A 17207-nucleotide genomic window follows, 5' to 3' on the forward strand; every position below is an offset into this window, starting at 1 on the left:
TGAGCGTTTATCCGAGGGCCGGCGGGATGAGGGTGAAGGACGCTTCGACCTGGGCGTCGATGTTCTGGCGTACGGGTTCGAGGTTGATCGGGGCGGCGTCGGCGGCTTCGGCTCCGCCCGCGGCTGCCGCGTAGGGCATGGACTCGGCGAAGGCGGCGCGGCCGAGGGGGCTGTGGCGGGTGCCGGTGTCGCTGAGTTCGAGGAGGGTGCCGAGGCGAGTGTCGAGGGCTTCGGCGTATTCGCGGGCGCGTTGGAGGGCTTCGCGGACGGCTTGGCGGCGGGCAGAGGCGTGGTGGGGGGAGGTGGGGCGCAGGGACCACCAGGGGCCGTCGATGCGGGTGAGTTCGTGGTCGGCGAGGCGGGTGATGAGTTCGCCGAGGGTGGTGAAGTCGTTGAGGGTGGCGGTGAGTTGGATGTGGCCGTGGTAGGCGCGGATGCGTTCGGCGCGGCCGTGGCGGGTGAGTTCGGGGTTGATGGTGAGGGTGCCGGTTTCGAGTTTTTCGATGGTGTCGCCGTAGCTCTTGATGAGGTCGAGGGTGGTGGTGTTGCGGTGGGTGAGGTCGTCGAGGGTGGTGCGGCGGTCGGTGCCGCGTGCGGTGAGGGTGATGGCGATGTGGGCGAGTTCGGGGTCGACTTCGAGGTGGGCTTCGCCGCGGACGGTGACGTGGGGGGTGTCGGGGGTGCCGTAGGGGTGGTGGGTGGTGGGTGTGGGCTGGGGTGTGGGGGTTTCGGTCATGCGTTCACTGTGGCACGGGGGTGGGTGTGGAGGTGGTGTGTCGGCGGGTCATCGGATCGAAACCTGTGTGGGGTGTTGCGGGGAACGGGGGGCGGGTCAGAATCTACGCGCGTTGCCCGTACTGAACGAGGAGTGAGTGAGCGATGTCGTTGGACCCCGTGGACCGCAGGACGTTTCTGGGCCGTTCGGCTGCCGCCGGTGCGGGGGTGGCGTTGGCGGGCGGTGCGGTGGTGGGTGCGGCTGAGGCGCACGGCCGCGGGCATGGGCACGGGCACGGTCATGGGCGGCCGGGCAGGCGGTACTCGTTCACGGTGATGGGTACGACCGATCTGCACGGGAACGTCTTCAACTGGGACTACTTCACCGACAAGGAGTACGACGACGCTGCTCACAATGATGTCGGTCTGGCGAAGATCTCGACGCTGGTGGATCAGGTGCGCCGGGAGAAGGGGCGCCGGAACACGTTGTTGATCGACGCGGGTGACACGATCCAGGGCACGCAGTTGTCGTACTACTACGCGAAGGTCGATCCGATCACGGCTCGTCGTGGTCCGGTGCATCCGATGGCGCAGGCGATGAACGCGATCGGGTATGACGCGGCGGCGCTGGGGAATCACGAGTTCAATTACGGGATTCCGGTGCTGCGGAAGTTCGAGGAGCAGTGTGATTTTCCGCTGCTGGGGGCGAATGCGCTGGATGCGAAGACGTTGCGGCCGGCGTTCGCCCCGTATGTGATCAAGCGGTTGCGGACGCCGTTCGGGCGTGATGTGCGGGTGGCGGTTCTGGGGTTGACGAATCCGGGGATCGCGATCTGGGACAAGGTGAATGTGGGCGGGAAGATGGTGTTCCCGGGGTTGGAGGAGCAGGCGGCGAAGTGGGTGCCGAAGCTGCGTTCGATGGGTGCTGATGTGGTGATCGTGTCGGCGCATTCGGGTTCGTCGGGGACGTCGTCGTACGGGGATCAGTTGCCGTACGTCGAGAATGCGGCGGGTCTGGTGGCGGAGCAGGTGCCGGGGATCGACGCGATTCTGGTGGGGCATGCGCATGTGGAGATCGCCGAGCACTTCGTCATGAACAAGGTGACGGGGAAGCGGGTGGTTCTTTCGGAGCCGGCGAAGTGGGGGCAGCGGCTGACGCTGTTCGATTTTGATCTGGTGTGGGAGAAGGGGCGCTGGACGGTCGAGAAGGCGGGTTCGCAGGTGCTGAACTCGAATGCGGTGGCCGAGGACCGGAAGGTGGTCTCGCTGTTGCGGGACGAGCACCGGAAGGTGGTGGCGTACGTCAATCAAGTGATCGGTACGTCGGTGGTGGCGATGTCGACGGCGGATGCGCCGTGGAAGGACGAGCCGATCATCGATCTGATCAACCAGGTGCAGGCGGAGACGGTGGCGGGGGCGCTGGCGGGTGGGGAGTACGCGGAGCTGCCGGTGCTGTCGCAGGCGTCGTGCTTCTCGCGTACGGCTGGGGTTCCGGCCGGTGATGTGACGATCCGGGATGCGGCGGGGCTGTATCCGTTCGAGAACACGCTGGAGGCGCGGCTGCTGACGGGGGCGCAGTTGAAGGAGTATCTGGAGTATTCGGCGCGGTATTACGCGCAGACTGCGCCGGGTGGTCCGGTGGATACGGCGAAGCTGACGAATGCGGACGGGATTCCGGATTACAACTATGACGCGGTGTCGGGGGTGACGTACGACATCGATATCGCCCAGCCGGTGGGTTCGCGGATCGTGGGGCTGTCCTTCGAGGGGAAGCCGGTGGATCCGGCGGCGCGGTTCGTGTTCGCGGTGAACAACTACCGGGCGAGCGGAGGGGGCAATTTCCCGCATGTGCCGGGGGCGAAGCAGTTGTGGGCGAATTCGGATGAGATCCGGAACACGATCATCGCGTGGGTGCAGGCGAAGGGGTCGGTGGATCCGGCGGCGTTCGCTTCGGTGGGGTGGCGGCTGACGCGTGAGGGGACGCCGGTGTTCCCGTAACTCTGTGGGGTGTGTTGTTCGTTCGGCCCGGGGCTCCGTGTGTGGTGGGTCCCGGGCCGTTCTGTGTTCCGGTGGGTCAGACGGATTGGCTGAGGGGGATGAGGGCGGGGGCCTGGGCGGGGACGCGGGGGTGGCCGGTGGTGAGGCCGAAGGTGGTGAAGGCGGTGCGTTCGGGGAGGGGGTAGGGGGTGGTGCCGGTGAGGTTGTTGAGGATGGTGGCGCTGCGCCAGGCGGCGAGGCCGAGGTCGGGGGCGCCCACGCCGTGGGTGTGGCGTTCGGCGTTCTGTACGTAGACGTGTCCGGTGACCGCGCGGTCGAGGATCAGGCGGTACTGGTCGTCGATGCGGGGGCGGTGGGAGGCGTCGCGGCGGAGGTAGGGGTCGAGGCCGCCGAGGAGGGCGTCGAGGGGGCGTTCGCGGTAGCCGGTGGCGAGGATGACGGCGTCGGTGGTGAGGCGGGAGCGGGTGCCTTGCTGGGTGTGTTCGAGGTGGAGTTCGACGCGGGTGTTGGCGAGGCGGCCTGCGGTGCGGACGTGGACGCCGGGGGTGAGGGTGGCGTCGGGCCAGCCGCCGTGGAGGGTGCGGCGGTAGAGCTCGTCGTGGATGGCGGCGATGGTGTCGGCGTCGATGCCTTTGTGGAGCTGCCATTGGCGGGGGACGAGTTCGTCGCGGGCGGTTTCGGGGAGGGCGTGGAAGTAGCGGCTGTAGTCGGGGGTGAAGTGTTCCAGGCCGAGTTTGGAGTACTCCATGGGGGCGAAGGCCTGGGTGCGGGCGAGCCAGTGGAGCTTTTCGGCGCCTTCGGGGCGGGCGCGTAGGAGGTCGAGGAAAATCTCGGCGCCGGACTGTCCTGAGCCGATGACGGTGATGTGGTCGGCGGCGAGGAGGCGTTCGCGGTGGCGGAGGTAGTCGGCGGAGTGGAGTACAGGGACGGATGGGGCTTCGGCGAGGGGGCGCAGGGGTTCGGGGACGAAGGGTTCGGTGCCGATGCCGAGGGCGATGTGGCGGGCGTAGGCGCGGCCGAGGGCTTCGGCTTCGCCGTCGTGGTCGAGTTGGGTGAAGTCGACTTCGAAGAGGGCGCGTTCGGTGTTCCAGCGGACGGCGTCGACCTGGTGGCCGAAGTGGAGTCCGGGGAGTTGTTCGCTGACCCAGCGGCAGTAGGCGTCGTATTCGGCTCGTTGGATGTGGAAGCGCTCGGCGAAGTAGAAGGGGAAGAGGCGGTCGCGGGTGCGGAGGTAGCTGAGGAAGCTCCAGGGGCTGGAGGGGTCGGCGAGGGTGACGAGGTCGGCGAGGAAGGGGACTTGGAGGCTGGCGCCGTCGAGGAGGAGGCCGGGGTGCCAGTGGAAGGCGGGGCGTTGTTCGTAGAAGGTCGCGGCGAGGGGGCGGGGGTCGTCGGGGGCGGTGGGGATGTTGTGGGCGAGGGCGGCGAGGGAGAGGTTGAAGGGGCCGATGCCGATGCCGACGAGGTCGTGCGGTCGGTCGGGTTCGGGGGTGGGGGCTGGCCGGTCGGGGGCGGGCCGGTCGGTCATCGCGGGGTGTCGCCTTCCGTGCGGGGGGTTGTGGTGGTGGTGACTGCCAGGTCGGTGGTGGTGGCGGTGACCAGGTCGATGAGTGTCTGGAGGTCTTGGGGGGTGGTGTGGGGGTTGAGGAGGGTGGCCTTGAGCCAGAGGCGGCCGGCGGCGTGGGCGCGGCCGAGGACGGCGTGGCCGCGGTTGAGGAGGGTGCGGCGGAGGGTGGCGACGGTGTGGTCGTCGGCGTCGGTGGGGCGGAAGAGGACGGTGCTGATGGTGGGGCGTTCGTAGAGGTCGAGGGTGGGGGTTCTGGTGATGAGGTCGGCGAGGTGGTGGGCGGTGGCGACGGTCCGGTCGATGAGGTCGGCGAGTCCGGTGCGGCCGAGGGCCTGGAGGGTGACGGCGATCTTGAGGGCGTCGGGGCGGCGGGTGGTGCGCAGGGAGCGGCCGAGGAGGTCGGGGAGGCCGGCTTCGGTGTCGTCGTCGGCGTTGAGGTAGGGGGCGTGGTGGTGGAGGGGGGTGAGGTGGTGGCGTTCGGGGACGGCGAAGAGGCCGGCGGATGCGGGTTGCCAGCCGAGTTTGTGGAGGTCGAGGGTGATGCTCTGGGCGCGGTGGAGGCCGTGGAGGAGGGGGCGGTGGGTGGGGCTGAAGAGGAGGGGTCCGCCGTAGGCGGCGTCGATGTGGAGTTCGGCGCCGTGGGTGGCGCAGAGGTCGGCGATGGCGTCGAGGGGGTCGATGGCGCCGGTGTCGGTGGTTCCTGCGGTGGCGACGACGAGGAGGGGGCGGTGGAGGTGGCTCAGGGCTTCGTCGAGGGCGGCGGGGTCGAGGGTGCCGGTGGGGGCGGGGATGGTGACGGGTTCGGGGAGGCCGAGGAGCCAGGCGGCGCGGGCGACGCTGTGGTGGGTGTTGGTGGCGCAGATCGTCTGGACGGGGCCGTGGCGTTCGCGGGCGAGGAGGAGGGCGAGTTGGTTGGCTTCGGTGCCGCCGGTGGTGATGACGGCGTCGGGTGAGGGGGCGTGGGGGTAGATCTCGGCGGCGAGGGCGGTGGTGAGGTCGGCTTCGAGGGCGGAGGCGGCGGGGGCCTGGTCCCAGGAGTCCATGGAGGGGTTGAGGGCGCTGGCGGCGAGGTCGGCGGCGGCTGCGAGGGCGAGGGGCGGGGTGTGGAGGTGGGCGGCGCAGTGGGGGTGGGCGGGGTCGGCGGCGCCTTCGGTGAGGGCGGTGACGAGGGCGCGGAGGGCGTGGTGGGCGCCGGTGCCGTGGTCGGGGATGAGGGGGTGGGTGGCGGTGCGGGTGCGGGGGGTGACGGTCTCGGGTCCGCCGGCGGGGAGGGGGCCGTCCCGGAGGGCCGCGCCGTCGTGGAGTGCGGTGAGGACGGTGTCGATGAGGGGGCGCAGTGCGGCGGGGCCCGCGGTGCCTCCGGCGAGGGGTGGGGTGGGCATGGGTGGGGTGGTCCTTCGGGAGGGCGGGGGTGGACATGCCAGCTTGTCCCGGGTTTCGGGGGGCGCGGCCGAAGAGCCCAACGATCTGAACTCGAAAGGGGTACTGGTGGCCGGTGTGGGCCATTTGCCGGGGGTTCGGGTGGTAAGGGTGTGCGGTTCCGGGACGGGTGTACGGGTGGTTCCAACGGTGCGGGTGCTGCGGGGGCGCGCATGTGGCGGTGCGGCGGACGCGGCGAGGGCGGCACATGTGGCGGGTGCGGCGGACGCGGCGGGTGCGGTGAGGCCCGGGAGTTGGGGCATGGCAGCGGCGGAAGTTAGCTGATCAACGAATTGCAGGATTCCGCAATTCGCTCCATGCTGTGTGGGCCGTTCCGCCGACACTCCCGCGGCACGGTCCCCGCTCGGCTCCCGCGCCCCGCGGGGGTGGCGTACGGCCGAGGAGGCTGCCCGGTGATCAGGCCTCATGACTCGTTGCCGTACCGGCATGTGCTGACGCTGCCCGCGATGGGCTCGGCGGTGCGGATCGCGCGGGAGACGACGGAGCAGGTGCTGGCGGAGTGGGGGGTGGGCCCGCAGGAGCCTTGTGCGGGGCCCGCGTTGCTGATCCTGAGCGAGCTGGTGGCCAACAGTGTGCGGCACGCGGCGGTGCTGTCCCCGGATGTGACGGTGATCTTCGCGGGCGGCCCGGACGCGTTCGCGTTCGGCGTCCATGACCGTCATCCCTACCGGCCCGCGCTCTACACCTCGGCCGTGGCCGGTGCCGGGCGTGGTCTGGCCACGGTGGTGGAGCTGACCCTGGAGCTGGGCGGCAGCGCGGTGGTGCGGGGTGACGCGGACGGGGGCGGCAAGAGCATCTGGGTCACGCTGCCGCTCCGGCGGTCCGGCGCGTCCCGTGCCCGGTGAGGCACCGGGCGGTCCCCCGGTTCATCCGGGCGGCGGGGAGACGGGAGGATGAACCCATGGAGAAGAGATCTGGAGCACCGCGCCGCGGCGGATTCCCGGTGCACGGAACGGGGTCCCGTCGGTGAGTACGCCGCTGTACCGGCTGAAGGCCGAGTTCTTCAAGACGTTGGGGCACCCGGTGAGGATCCGGGTCCTCGAACTGCTCAGTGAGCGTGAGCACGCGGTCTCGGAGATGCTGGGTGAGGTGGGGGTCGAAGCGGCGCACCTCTCGCAGCAGTTGGCGGTGTTGCGCCGTGCCGGTCTGGTGGTGGCGCGGCGGGAGGGTTCCGCCGTGTACTACACGCTGGCCGCTCCGGAGGTGGCGGAGCTGTTGCGGGTGGCCCGGACGATCCTGACCGAGGTGCTGGCGGGCCAGGCCGAGCTGCTGGCGGACCTGCGGGCGGCCGGCCTGGGGGGCGAGGGGCCGGCGGCCGGTGCGTGACGGCTGCTCTCCAGCGGCTGTCACGCACCGGCCATCGCCTTCTCTGTCAGCTGTCGGCTTATCGGCTCACTCGTTCGCGGTCCGTACGGCCAGGGCCCGGCGGAGGTCGTCGAGCTGGTCGACCAGCTTGCGGCGCAGGGCCGGGATGAGGGCCGGGTCCTTGAGGGCCCGGGTGCCGGTGGCGAGGCTCTCGGGGTCGACGGCGTACGTGGGGAAGGCGTAGCGTCCGGCGGCTTCCGCGATGGCCGGGCCCCGGCGGGCGGCGAGTGCGGTGGCTTCGGGGTAGAAGCGGTCCACGTAACCGTTCAGGAGCTCGCCCTGACCGGGCTGCCAGAAGCCCTGGGCGGTGGCGGTGAACAGGTAGTTGGACAGGGTGTCGTCGCTGAACATGGCGTGCCAGGCGGCGGCCTTGGCCTCGGGGGTGGGCAGGGCGGCACGGCAGCGGGCGGCGCCTTCGCGGCCGGTGGCGCTGGGGTCGGCGGCGAGTTCGGCGTCGATGGCCGCCTCGTCGGTGGCGCCGAGGGCGGCGAGGCGGGTGAGGATGCGCCAGCGCAGCTCGGGGTCGAGTTCGGGTCCGCCGTGGACGGTGCCTTCGGTGAGCCAGCTCTGGAGGGTGTCGGGCTGGGTGGCGGCGTCGATGAAGTGGCGTACGGCGGTGAGGCGCAGGCCCGGGTGGGAGCCGTCCTCGGTGCGGCGGATGAGGTCGCGGCAGAGGCTGGTGAGGGTGGCGAGCGCGGCCGGGCGGACCTCGGGGGTGACGTAGCGGGCGGCGATCTGGCTGCCGGCGAAGGACAGGACGCCCTGGACGAGGGCGAGGTCGCTCTCGTACGGGAGGTGGGTGCGGGCGGCGGTGAGGTAGCGCGCGGGGTCCAGTTCGCCGTCGCGGACCATGTCGCGGGCCGCGTTCCAGATGACGGCCCGGGTCAGGGCCTCGGGGATGGCGGAGAGGTGGGTGAGGGCGGTGTCCCAGGAGGTGGCGTCAAGGCGGATCTTGGCGTAGGTGAGGTCGCCGTCGTTGAGGACGACGAGGGCGGGGCGGCGGCCGGGGCGGACGAGGGGGGTGCCGTCGCCGGGGATGTCGAGTTCGAAGCGGTCACGGGGGGCGAGGTGGCCGGGGCCCGCCTGGGTGTTGAGGGCGTGGTCGAAGGTGGAGACGGTGATGCGGTGGGGGCGGCTGCCGGCGCGCTCCACCGCCAGGGACCAGGACTCGCCGGCGTCGGTGGGCCCGGCGGGTTCGTGGACGTCGGCGGTGAGGGTGTCGACGCCGGTGGTGCGCAGCCACTGTTCGGCCCAGGCGTGGACGTCGCGGTCGGTGGCGGAGGCGAGGTTGTCGATGAAGTCGGCCAGGGTCGCGTTGGCGAACTTGTGCCGGGCGAAGTGGGTGTTGATCCCGGCGAGGAAGTCCTTCTCGCCGAGCCAGGTGACGAGCTGGCGGAGCGCGGAGGCGCCCTTGGCGTAGCTGATGCCGTCGAAGTTGAGGAGGGCGGAGGCGGTGTCGGGTACGGCGTCGGGGTCGGGGGCGACGGGGTGGGTGGAGGGGCGCTGGTCGGCGTCGTAACCCCAGCCCTTGCGGGTGACGCCGAATTCGACCCAGGTGTCGGGGAATGCGGTCTGCCCTGCTCGAACGGCGTTGAGAGCTTGGGGAAGGGTGGCTTCGGTGAGGGTCTGGTAGCCCATGTACTCGGCGAAGGACTCGTTGAGCCAGATGTCGTCCCACCAGCTGAGGGTGACGAGGTCGCCGAACCACATGTGGGCCATCTCGTGGGAGATGACCATGGCGCGGGTCTGTCGTTCGGTTTCGGTGACGGCGGAGCGGTAGATGAACTCGTCGCGGAAGGTGACGAGTCCGGGGTTCTCCATGGCGCCGGCGTTGAACTCGGGGACGAAGGCCTGGTCGTAGGAGTCGAACGGGTAGGGCTCGTCGAACTTCTCGTGGTAGCGGTCGAAGCAGGCGCGGGTGATGCCGAGGATCTCGTCCGCGTCGGCGTCCAGGTGGGGCGCGAGGGAGCGCCGGCAGTGGAGGCCGAAGGGCAGTCCGGCGTGCTCGGTGGTGACCGAGTGCCAGGGGCCCGCGGCGACGGCGACGAGGTAGGTGGAGATGAGGGGGGTGGGCGCGATGGTCCAGCGCCCGTCGCCGGTGTGTTCGGCGACACCGTTGCCGAGGACGGTCCAGCCTTCGGGGGCGGTGACGTCGATGGCGAAGACGGACTTGAGGTCGGGCTGGTCGAAGGCGGCGAAGACCCGCTGGACGTCCTCCATGAACAGCTGGGTGTAGAGGTAGGTCTCGCCGTCGGCGGGGTCGGTGAAGCGGTGCATGCCCTCGCCGGTGCGCGAGTAGCTCATCGCGGCGTCGACGTGGAGTTCGTGGGGGCCGGGGGTGAGGCCGGTGAGGGGGTAGCGGTTCCCGTCGAGGAGGGCGGGGTCCAGGGGCTGTCCGTCCAGGGCGATGGAGCGCAGGGTGGCGGGCTTGATCTCGACGAAGGTGTCTCCGGCCGCGTGGGCGGTGAACCGGATGGCGGCCCGGGAGCCGAAGGTCTCCTCGCCGGTGGTGAGGTCGAGGGCGATCGTGTACCGCTCCACGTCGATGATCTGGGCTCGGGTCTGCGCTTCGTCGCGCGTCAGTACGGACATGGGCCCATGCTGCCGTACGGGGCGGGGCGGGCACAGGGGGGGTTCTCGCTGGGCGTAGGGGCGGCCCGGGGGCGTGGGCGGATACCCCGGGGGGCTGTGGTCGCAGGGGGATACCTCTTGGTGGATGCGCCCGCTTACCATCTCCTCGGCGCGGCACACCGAGTACCGAGGACGTCCTCATGACGCTCACGCCTGCGCGCGATGCCGCCGCCCGTGTTCCTGACCTGGTTTCTGTCCCCTCCCCCGGCCTGTCGCGTCGTGCCGCCTGCGAGTTCGGGCTGACGGCCTTATTGCTCCTGGCGGTCGTGAGCGGGGTTCGGTGGCTGTTCGCGCCGGACGGGTACGGCGGTGGCGGGGTGGCGTTCGCCGTGCTCGGGGCGGGGGTCGGCGTGCTGCTCGCCGTCCTCATGCTCTGCGCGCCGGGGCGGTGCTCGGGCGGGCATCTGAATCCGGCCGTCACCGTCGCCCTGTGGCGGCTCGGGGTGTTCCCGGGGCGGGATGTGGTGCCGTACGTCGTCGCGCAGTCGGCCGGCTCGGTGGTGGGGACGTGGCTGGCGGGGCTGCTGTGGGGGCCCGTGGTCTCCCTGCCGCCGGTCGGTCATGCGGTGGTGCGGCCCGGTCCCGGCTGGGGCGAGGGGGGCGTGGTGGCGGCCGAGGCGGGGGTGCTGGCCGGGTCGACGCTGCTGCTCGCCGGGCTCCTGGCGCGGCCGGTGGGCCGAAGCCTCCTCCCGTACGCCGTCGGTCTGGTCACCGCCCTCGTGATCGCGGTGCTCGGTCCGCTGAGCGGCGGGGCGGCCAACCCGGCCCGTCAGTTCGGCCCGGCGCTGCTGTCGGGTGAGGTCGGGCGGCTGTGGGTGTACGGGGCCGGGCCGGTGCTGGGGGCGGTGGCCGGGGCGGGGCTGCTCAGGAGGGCCGGGGTGCTCGGGGTCCGGCTCACCCGGCCGCCTGTCAGGCCTCGGCAGCCGTAGCGCTCCCGTTCCCGTAGGCGTCCCCGTTCCCCGCTTCCTCGGCGATGCGCTCGTGGTGGCGGATGACCTCGGCGATGATGAAGTTCAGCAGCTTCTCGGCGAACGCCGGGTCCAGGTTGGCGCTCTGCGCGAGCTGCCGCAGCCGGGTGATCTGGCGGGTCTCGCGGGCCGGGTCGGCGGGCGGCAGCCGGTGGTCGGCCTTGAGGCGGCCGACCTGCTGGGTGGCCTTGAAGCGCTCCGCGAGCATGTGGACGACGGCGGCGTCGATGTTGTCGATGCTCTCGCGCAGCCGGTTCAGCTCGGCCTGGACGGACGCGTCGATTTCGCTCGTACTCATGGTCAGCGAGCTTAGACGTCCGCCGTCACGGCGCGATCATCGGCGGGGCGTCCGGGTCGGGTACCTGGTCGCTCCAGCCGCCGGGCACGCTGCGGCCCTGCTGTTCGCGGAAGCGCACGGGGGCGGTGCCGACGCGGCGGGCGAAGAGGCGGGAGAAGTAGGCGGGGTCGTCATAGCCGACGCGGCGGGCGACGGCGGCGACCGGGAGGTCGGTGGCGGCGAGGAGTTCCTTGGCCCGGCCGAGGCGGATGGTGAGCAGGTAGTCCTTGGGGCTGCACCCGGCGCCGCGCCGTACGGCGGTGCGTAGTTCGGCGGGGGTCATGCCGTGCTTCGCGGCGTGCTCGGCGACGGTGAGCGGCTGGTAGGCGTCGCGGGCGAGCGCCTGGAGGACGGGGTCGCCGTCGGGGCCGAGGTCGGCGCGGGCGCGGCGCAGGGAGACGAGGAGTTCGTGGACGGCTGCCGCGGTCTCGACCTCGAGCAGGGGGTTGCCGCGGCGGGCGGCGCGCACGATGCGGCCGACGGCGGCGCGGGGGGCGGCGGTGTCGGAGAGCGGGACGAGGGGGCGGTCGGGCTCGATGCAGCCGAGTTCGGTGTACGTGGCGGTGGCGGGGCCGGTGAAGTCGACGAAGCACTCGTCCCAGCCGGTGCCGGGGTCGGCGCCGTAGTGGTGCGGGGTGCCGGGGGTGAGCCAGATGAGGGTGGGCCCGGTGACGGGGGTGCGGCGTCCGTCGGGGCCGCTGAACCAGCCGGTGCCGGAGTTGACGATCACGGCGACGTGGTGGTCGAGGGTGCGGGGGCCGACGGTGGGCAGCGCGCCGTGCTGGAGGCCGACGCCGAGGCAGACGAGGCCGAGGCGGTGGTGGAGCGGGCTGGGGGTGAAGAAGCGCATCCAGGTGTGGTACATCGCGGTCTTCCCCTCCCGAGGTCCTTCATCCCGTTCCCAGGGTCCATGATCCCGTTCCCAGGGTCCTTGTGTCCGTTGCGTCCAATCAGCAGCGATCTTTGTCCATGGACCCGGTGCGCGCCAGGGGTGAAGGTGGTCGGACCAATTCACCCCCGGGCCGCCGGGGGCGGCGGAGCACAGGAGCGTACGAGCACGATGACCGACTTCACCGTGGGGGACGACCACTTCCGGCTCGACGGGAAGCCCGTACGGCTGCTGTCGGGTGCCCTGCACTACTTCCGGGTGCACGAGGAGCAGTGGGACCACCGGCTGGCGATGCTGGCGGCTATGGGGCTGAACTGCGTCGAGACGTATGTGCCGTGGAATCTGCACGAGGAGCGCGAGGGGGTGTACCGGGATGTGGGGGCGCTCGGCCGGTTCCTGGACGCGGTGGGGCGGGCGGGGCTGTGGGCGATCGTGCGCCCGGGTCCGTACATCTGTGCCGAGTGGGAGAACGGCGGGCTGCCGGTCTGGGTGACGGGCCGGTTCGGGCGGCGGGTGCGGACGCGGGACGCCGGGTACCGGGCGGTGGTGGAGCGGTGGTTCCGGGAGCTGCTGCCGCAGGTGGTCCAGCGGCAGGTGGACCAGGGCGGTCCGGTGATCCTCGTGCAGGCGGAGAACGAGTACGGGAGTTACGGCAGCGACTCGGTGTATCTGGTGTGGCTGGCGGGGCTGTTGCGGCGGTGCGGAGTGAGCGTTCCGCTGTTCACGTCGGACGGTCCGGAGGGCCACATGCTGACGGGTGGTTCCGTGCCCGGGCTGCTGGCGACGGCGAACTTCGGTTCCAGGGCGCGGGAGGGTTTCGCGGTGCTGCGCCGCCATCAGCCGAAGGGGCCGCTGATGTGCATGGAGTTCTGGTGCGGCTGGTTCGACCACTGGGGGGCCGAACCCGTCGTACGGGATCCGGAGCAGGCGGCCGGGGCGCTGCGGGAGATCCTGGAGTGCGGGGCGTCGGTGAACATCTACATGGCGCACGGCGGGACGAACTTCGCGGGGTGGGCGGGGGCGAACCGGGGCGGGCCGGTGCAGGACGGGGAGTTCCAGCCGACGGTGACGTCGTACGACTACGACGCCCCGGTCGATGAGTACGGGCGGGCCACGGAGAAGTTCCACCTGTTCCGGAAGGTGCTGGCGGAGTACGCGGAAGGCCCGCTGCCCGCGCTGCCGCCGGAGCCGAGGGGCCTGGCCGGCCCGGTGCGGGTGGAGCTGGACGGGTGGGCCGGGCTCGATGACGTGGTGGAGGCGCTGGGTGATCCGGAGGGGCCGGAGCCGGGGGTGGCGCCGACCTTCGAGGAGCTGGGCGTGGGCCGGGGCCTGGTGCGCTACCGGGTCGCGGTGCCGGGGCCGCGCGTCCCGTATCCGCTGATCGCGGCGGGGCTGCGGGACCGGGCGGTGGTGTACGTGGACGGGGTTCGGGCGGGGGTGCTGACCGAGGAGAGCGCCACGTTGCCGGAGCCGGTGGCGGGTCCGGCGGTGGTGGAGCTGTGGGTGGAGTCGCTGGGCCGGGTCAACTACGGGCCGCGCCTGGGTGAGCCGAAGGGGATCACGGGCGGGGTGCTGCACGAGCGGCAGTACCTGCACGGTGTACGGGCGCGGGGGTTGCGGCTGGACGCCTTCGAGGAGGCGGGCGCGGTGGCGGGGGTTCCGTTCGCGCCGGTGACGGGGGTCCCAGGGCGGACCGGGCTGTTCCGGGGGACGTTCACCGTCGAGGGGGCGGAAGGCGTCGATCACGCGGGGCTGCGGCTGCCCGGCTGGACGCGTGGCTTCGTCTGGGTGAACGGTTTCTGCCTGGGCCGGTACTGGTCGGCGGGTCCGCAGGAGACGCTGTACGTGCCGGGTCCGGTGCTCAGCGAGGGCGCCAACGAGGTGTGGGTGCTTGAGCTGGAGGGCGCGGGCGGGCCTTTCGTGGAGCTGGGTCCGGGGGCGCCCGTACGGTCGGGCACCCCCGGGGTGGTTCAGCCGTGACCGGTCAACGGCGTCAGAGCGTGGCGGCCGCGGAGGCGATGGCGGAGGCGAAGGTCGAGACCTCGGCGTAGACGCCGGGGTAGCCGGGGCGGGCGCAGCCGTAACCCCAGCTGACGATGCCGACCTGGACCCACTCGCCCGCGTTGTCCTTGCGGAACATCGGGCCGCCGGAGTCACCCTGGCAGGTGTCGATGCCGCCGGTGTCGGGGTATCCGGCGCAGATCTCCTCGGATGCGATGAGCTCGTTGCCGTAGGCGGAGCGGCAGGCGGCGTCGGAGACGAAGGGGACGTTGGCCTTGAGCAGGTAGCGCTGCTGGCTGCCGCCCTCGCGGTTGGCGCCCCAGCCGGCGACGGTGAACGTGCCCTGGTTGTACGCGGTGGTGGTGGCGATCTTGAGGGTGGGCTGGTTGATGGGCTGGGCGAGCTTGATGAGCGCCCAGTCCTTGCCGGAGCCGTTGTAGCCGGGGGCCCGCAGGACCTTGGTGGAGCGGACCTTGACGGCGTTGGGTGACTGGAGGTCGACGACGCCGCCGGTGGCGGTGATGGAGGTGTTGTTGCCCGACCCGTTCACGCAGTGGGCGGCGGTGAGGACGATGTCCTTGGCGTAGAGGGCGCCGCCGCAGCCCATGGAGAGCCGGACCATGAAGGGGAACTCGCCCTGGGCGGCGCGGGTTCCGCCGACGACGGGGTTGGGGGCGGCGGAGGCGGTGACGGGCTGGAGGCCGACGACCGCTATGGCGACGGTGGCGACGACGACGGAGCATCTCTTCAGAGCACGCAGGAGCTGCTTCACGGACTGCCTTCTTTCGTGGGGGGTTGCCGTGGGAACCACGACGGGACGACGACGTGATGCGTTAGTCATGAACCCGTCAAGGCCATCCGATTATCGGGATGCGGTCACCGCTGCCACAAGGTGCACTTTTCGGCCAAGCTCGCCCCCGCGGATTCCGCTCCTCTCAAGCGCCCGGGCCTACAGTGGAGACCGGCCGGGGGCGGGGGTCCCCGGCCGAAGCGGATGGGGGTACGGACGTGAGCAACGGCAGTCCGGGCGCACCGGTCGTCCACGGTTTTCCGCATCTGGGCACGGTCAGATCCGCGATCACCGCGCTGTACCGGCGGCTCTCCCCGGACGGCGTCCACACCTACGGCACCAGTCTGGTCCCCGCCGACGCCGCCTTCTCCGACGCGGACGATCTCCATCTCGGCGCCCAGCGGGTGGCGCGGGCCCTGGTCCAGCACCTCCGTCTGCCCGACGCCCGCATGATCGTCGGCTTCCGCACGATGGAGCACGCGGCGAGTGTGGAACTGACCGCGGGCCCCGAATACTTCATCGAGCTGAACGACCGGTTCCGCACCCACCGCAGGGACATCGGCGCGGCGCTCGCCCACGAGATCACCCATGTCCTGCTGCACCGGCTGGACCTGGAGTTCCCCGGCACACGGGACAACGAGATCCTCACCGACACGGTGACCGCCTATCTCGGCGCGGGCTGGCTGCTGCTGGACGCCTTCCGGGAGGACGCCACGTCCCGGCAGAAGCTGGGCTACCTGACACCGGAGGAGTTCGGATACGTCCTGGCCAAGCGGGCGCTGGCGTTCGACGAGGACCCCTCACCCTGGTTCACCAGCCCGCAGGCGTACACGGCGTACACCAAGGGGCGGGCGCAGGCGCTGCACGATCTGCGCCGGCCTCCGCTGACAGCAGCAGGGTGGGCGGGGCGGCGGCGCTACGCCAAGGACCGGCGGTACACCCTGGACCACCCCGGCACAGCTGCGGACCCGGGTGTTCCGTACGCCTTCGAGTCCGGCGGTGAGGGGCTGCGGGTCTCCTTCCCCTGCCCCACCTGCCACCAGCGCATCCGGCTGCCCGTCCGGGGCCGGGTCGTCGCGCGGTGCGGGCTGTGCCGTACGCGACTGGAGTGCGACACCTGAGTGTCATTCCGGCCACCGTAGGGTCGAAGCATGACGAACGAGCCGATCAGGGACGAACCAAGCCTGTTCGATGCGTTGTACGAGGACGAGAACGCTGTTGTACGGGCGCTGCGCGCGGGCGCGCAGGCCGAGTCGAGCGACGAGGAGGGCACGACGGCGCTCTACCTGGCGGCGGTCCAGGACCGGCCGGAAGCGGTACGGCTGCTGCTCGCGGCGGGCGCCGATCCCGACCGGGCGAGCGGCGCCGACACGGTCGACCTGCCGCTGTGCGGGGCGGCGTGCGGCGGGCACACCGAGGTGGTGGAGGCGCTGCTGTCCGCCGGGGCACAGCCGGATCTGCGCGAGGAGTTCGGGTTCACGGCGCTGCGCTGGGCGGTGGGGCTCGGCCACGCCCCGACGGTGGAGCTGCTGCTGGCCCGGGGCGCGGATCCGCTGCTGCCCGGCCCGCAGGGGGAGCCGATGCTGGTCCTGGCGGCGCAGCGCGGCTCGCCGCGGACGGTGCGGGCGCTGCTGGAGTACGGGGCGGGGGCGCCGGGGCAGGACGCGGTGGTCGGGGTGGCGCTGGCCGAGGCGCGGCGGCTGGCCGGTCTCGACCTGGAGCGGGAGCTGCTGCGGCAGCTGGAGGAGGCGTACGGGACCGGCCTCGACGCGGTGGTCCGGCGGGATCTGGTCGACGGCGAGGAGACGGTGGCCGTGGAGCTGCTGCGGGACGGGGTGCCGGCGGCGGGGGTGGACCGGCACACGGGGCACGCGGAGATCGCGGCGCTGCTTCAGGAGGTTACGGGCGGCGCTTCTCCCATTCCGCCCGGGTGAGCTCGTACTCCACCTCCCCGTGTTCCGAGCCCTCGATGGCGTCCGGCCAGTCCTCGGTGTAGGCGCGGAGGAAGGTCAGCCCCGCCTTCTCCATCACCCGCCGGGAGCCGGCGTTGACGGCCATGGTGTTGGCGGTCACGCGCTCGGCCCCGAGGTCGGTGAACCCCTTGCGCACGAGGGCCCGTGCGCCCTCGGTGGCGTAACCGCAGCCCCAGGCGGCCCTGTTCAGCCGGTAGCCGAGCTCGACGACGGTGGAGTCGTGGTCGGCCAGCGGCCGGAGTTCGAACCAGCCGAGGAAGGTGCCGGTGGCCTTCTCCTCCGCGGCCCAGAACCCGCGGGTCCCGGTGCAGGAGTGGTCGTGGAGGAGCCGCGGCAGGGTCCGCTCCCTGATCGCCTCGGCGGTGGTGGGACGGCCTCCGTTGATGTACCGCATGACCTCGGGATCGTTGTCGAGGGCGAGCAGACCGGGGGCGTCGGCGTCCGTGAACGGGCGCAGCACGAGCCGGTCGGTCTCCAGGAAGACCCGGGAGACCTCCGGCACCTGTACGCGGAAGGTCAGTCCTTCCGGGCTCACCA

Annotated in this window: 15 protein-coding genes; 7 read left to right on the plus strand and 8 right to left on the minus strand. The window is 71.7% G+C overall.

Translation table 11 applies throughout. The features are described from left to right. Nucleotides 1-7: 7 nt before the first annotated feature. A complete protein-coding gene (locus ABZ154_RS06370; RefSeq protein ID WP_356829597.1) occupies nucleotides 8-736 on the minus strand; it encodes an SIMPL domain-containing protein in 729 nt (242 codons plus the stop codon). A 143-nt stretch (nucleotides 737-879) separates the two neighbouring features. Between ABZ154_RS06370 and ABZ154_RS06375 the strand changes: the two genes are divergently transcribed. Further along, on the plus strand, nucleotides 880-2712 hold the full coding sequence (locus ABZ154_RS06375) for a 5'-nucleotidase C-terminal domain-containing protein (protein ID WP_356829599.1): 1833 nt from the start codon (nucleotides 880-882) through the stop codon (nucleotides 2710-2712). 76 nt (nucleotides 2713-2788) lie between these two features. On the opposite strand, the gene ABZ154_RS06380 is transcribed toward ABZ154_RS06375, so the two are convergent. Beyond that, nucleotides 2789-4237 carry a SidA/IucD/PvdA family monooxygenase gene (locus ABZ154_RS06380; RefSeq protein WP_356829601.1) on the minus strand — a complete coding sequence of 483 codons (1449 nt, stop codon included), beginning with the start codon at nucleotides 4235-4237 and terminating at the stop codon, nucleotides 2789-2791. Next, nucleotides 4234-5658 (minus strand): aminotransferase class V-fold PLP-dependent enzyme, encoded by a 1425-nt coding sequence (locus ABZ154_RS06385; RefSeq protein WP_356829603.1) that lies wholly within the window; start codon nucleotides 5656-5658, stop codon nucleotides 4234-4236. Before ABZ154_RS06385 ends, ABZ154_RS06380 begins: the two co-directional genes overlap by 4 nt. Nucleotides 5659-6108: 450 nt before the next feature. On the opposite strand from ABZ154_RS06385, the gene ABZ154_RS06390 reads away from it, so the two are divergent. Further along, entirely contained in the window at nucleotides 6109-6561 is a 453-nt protein-coding gene (locus ABZ154_RS06390; RefSeq protein ID WP_356829605.1) for an ATP-binding protein, read from the plus strand. 121 nt (nucleotides 6562-6682) lie between these two features. Next, nucleotides 6683-7042 (plus strand): metalloregulator ArsR/SmtB family transcription factor, encoded by a 360-nt coding sequence (locus ABZ154_RS06395; RefSeq protein WP_356829607.1) that lies wholly within the window; start codon nucleotides 6683-6685, stop codon nucleotides 7040-7042. 66 nt (nucleotides 7043-7108) lie between these two features. On the opposite strand, the gene pepN is transcribed toward ABZ154_RS06395, so the two are convergent. After that, on the minus strand, nucleotides 7109-9673 hold the full coding sequence (pepN, locus tag ABZ154_RS06400) for an aminopeptidase N (protein WP_356829609.1): 2565 nt from the start codon (nucleotides 9671-9673) through the stop codon (nucleotides 7109-7111). Between the two features lie 179 nt (nucleotides 9674-9852). Here pepN and ABZ154_RS06405 point away from each other — a divergent pair, with 179 nt between their 5' ends. Beyond that, nucleotides 9853-10641 carry an aquaporin gene (locus ABZ154_RS06405; RefSeq protein WP_356829611.1) on the plus strand — a complete coding sequence of 263 codons (789 nt, stop codon included), beginning with the start codon at nucleotides 9853-9855 and terminating at the stop codon, nucleotides 10639-10641. On the opposite strand, the gene ABZ154_RS06410 is transcribed toward ABZ154_RS06405, so the two are convergent. Together ABZ154_RS06410 and ABZ154_RS06415 are read right to left on the minus strand one after the other, a co-directional pair. Next, a complete protein-coding gene (locus ABZ154_RS06410) occupies nucleotides 10622-10978 on the minus strand; it encodes a chorismate mutase (protein WP_356829613.1) in 357 nt (118 codons plus the stop codon). The two genes, ABZ154_RS06405 and ABZ154_RS06410, sit on opposite strands and share 20 nt — an antisense overlap. Nucleotides 10979-11003: 25 nt before the next feature. Then, entirely contained in the window at nucleotides 11004-11882 is an 879-nt protein-coding gene (locus tag ABZ154_RS06415; protein WP_356829615.1) for an AraC family transcriptional regulator, read from the minus strand. 195 nt (nucleotides 11883-12077) lie between these two features. On the opposite strand from ABZ154_RS06415, the gene ABZ154_RS06420 reads away from it, so the two are divergent. Continuing rightward, nucleotides 12078-13886, plus strand: coding sequence for a beta-galactosidase family protein (locus ABZ154_RS06420; protein ID WP_356829617.1), 1809 nt, complete (start codon nucleotides 12078-12080; stop codon nucleotides 13884-13886). Between the two features lie 13 nt (nucleotides 13887-13899). On the opposite strand, the gene ABZ154_RS06425 is transcribed toward ABZ154_RS06420, so the two are convergent. Further along, on the minus strand, nucleotides 13900-14679 hold the full coding sequence (locus tag ABZ154_RS06425; RefSeq protein WP_356829618.1) for a serine protease: 780 nt from the start codon (nucleotides 14677-14679) through the stop codon (nucleotides 13900-13902). Between the two features lie 236 nt (nucleotides 14680-14915). On the opposite strand from ABZ154_RS06425, the gene ABZ154_RS06430 reads away from it, so the two are divergent. Both ABZ154_RS06430 and ABZ154_RS06435 read left to right on the plus strand, forming a co-directional pair. Then, nucleotides 14916-15818 (plus strand): hypothetical protein, encoded by a 903-nt coding sequence (locus tag ABZ154_RS06430; protein WP_356829620.1) that lies wholly within the window; start codon nucleotides 14916-14918, stop codon nucleotides 15816-15818. A 30-nt stretch (nucleotides 15819-15848) separates the two neighbouring features. Then, entirely contained in the window at nucleotides 15849-16631 is a 783-nt protein-coding gene (locus tag ABZ154_RS06435) for an ankyrin repeat domain-containing protein (RefSeq protein ID WP_356829622.1), read from the plus strand. Here the strand turns inward: ABZ154_RS06435 and ABZ154_RS06440 are convergent. Then, nucleotides 16597-17172: a GNAT family N-acetyltransferase gene (locus ABZ154_RS06440; RefSeq protein ID WP_356829704.1), complete on the minus strand. Its 576-nt coding sequence runs from the start codon at nucleotides 17170-17172 to the stop codon at nucleotides 16597-16599. The genes ABZ154_RS06435 and ABZ154_RS06440 overlap by 35 nt on opposite strands. Nucleotides 17173-17207 lie beyond the last annotated feature (35 nt).

Origin of the sequence: Streptomyces sp. NPDC006261, assembly GCF_040613515.1 — a bacterium.
GTDB lineage: Bacteria > Actinomycetota > Actinomycetes > Streptomycetales > Streptomycetaceae > Streptomyces.

Bases quoted from the DNA above. Each gene is read 5' to 3' on its own strand.
- ABZ154_RS06415 (WP_356829615.1), bottom strand. From the start codon at position 11,882: ATGTACCACACCTGGATGCGCTTCTTCACCCCCAGCCCGCTCCACCAC.
- ABZ154_RS06410 (WP_356829613.1), bottom strand. From the start codon at position 10,978: ATGAGTACGAGCGAAATCGACGCGTCCGTCCAGGCCGAGCTGAACCGG.
- ABZ154_RS06420 (WP_356829617.1), top strand. From the start codon at position 12,078: ATGACCGACTTCACCGTGGGGGACGACCACTTCCGGCTCGACGGGAAG.
- ABZ154_RS06405 (WP_356829611.1), top strand. From the start codon at position 9,853: ATGACGCTCACGCCTGCGCGCGATGCCGCCGCCCGTGTTCCTGACCTG.
- pepN (WP_356829609.1), bottom strand. From the start codon at position 9,673: ATGTCCGTACTGACGCGCGACGAAGCGCAGACCCGAGCCCAGATCATC.
- ABZ154_RS06370 (WP_356829597.1), bottom strand. From the start codon at position 736: ATGACCGAAACCCCCACACCCCAGCCCACACCCACCACCCACCACCCC.
- ABZ154_RS06380 (WP_356829601.1), bottom strand. From the start codon at position 4,237: ATGACCGACCGGCCCGCCCCCGACCGGCCAGCCCCCACCCCCGAACCC.
- ABZ154_RS06435 (WP_356829622.1), top strand. From the start codon at position 15,849: ATGACGAACGAGCCGATCAGGGACGAACCAAGCCTGTTCGATGCGTTG.
- ABZ154_RS06385 (WP_356829603.1), bottom strand. From the start codon at position 5,658: ATGCCCACCCCACCCCTCGCCGGAGGCACCGCGGGCCCCGCCGCACTG.
- ABZ154_RS06375 (WP_356829599.1), top strand. From the start codon at position 880: ATGTCGTTGGACCCCGTGGACCGCAGGACGTTTCTGGGCCGTTCGGCT.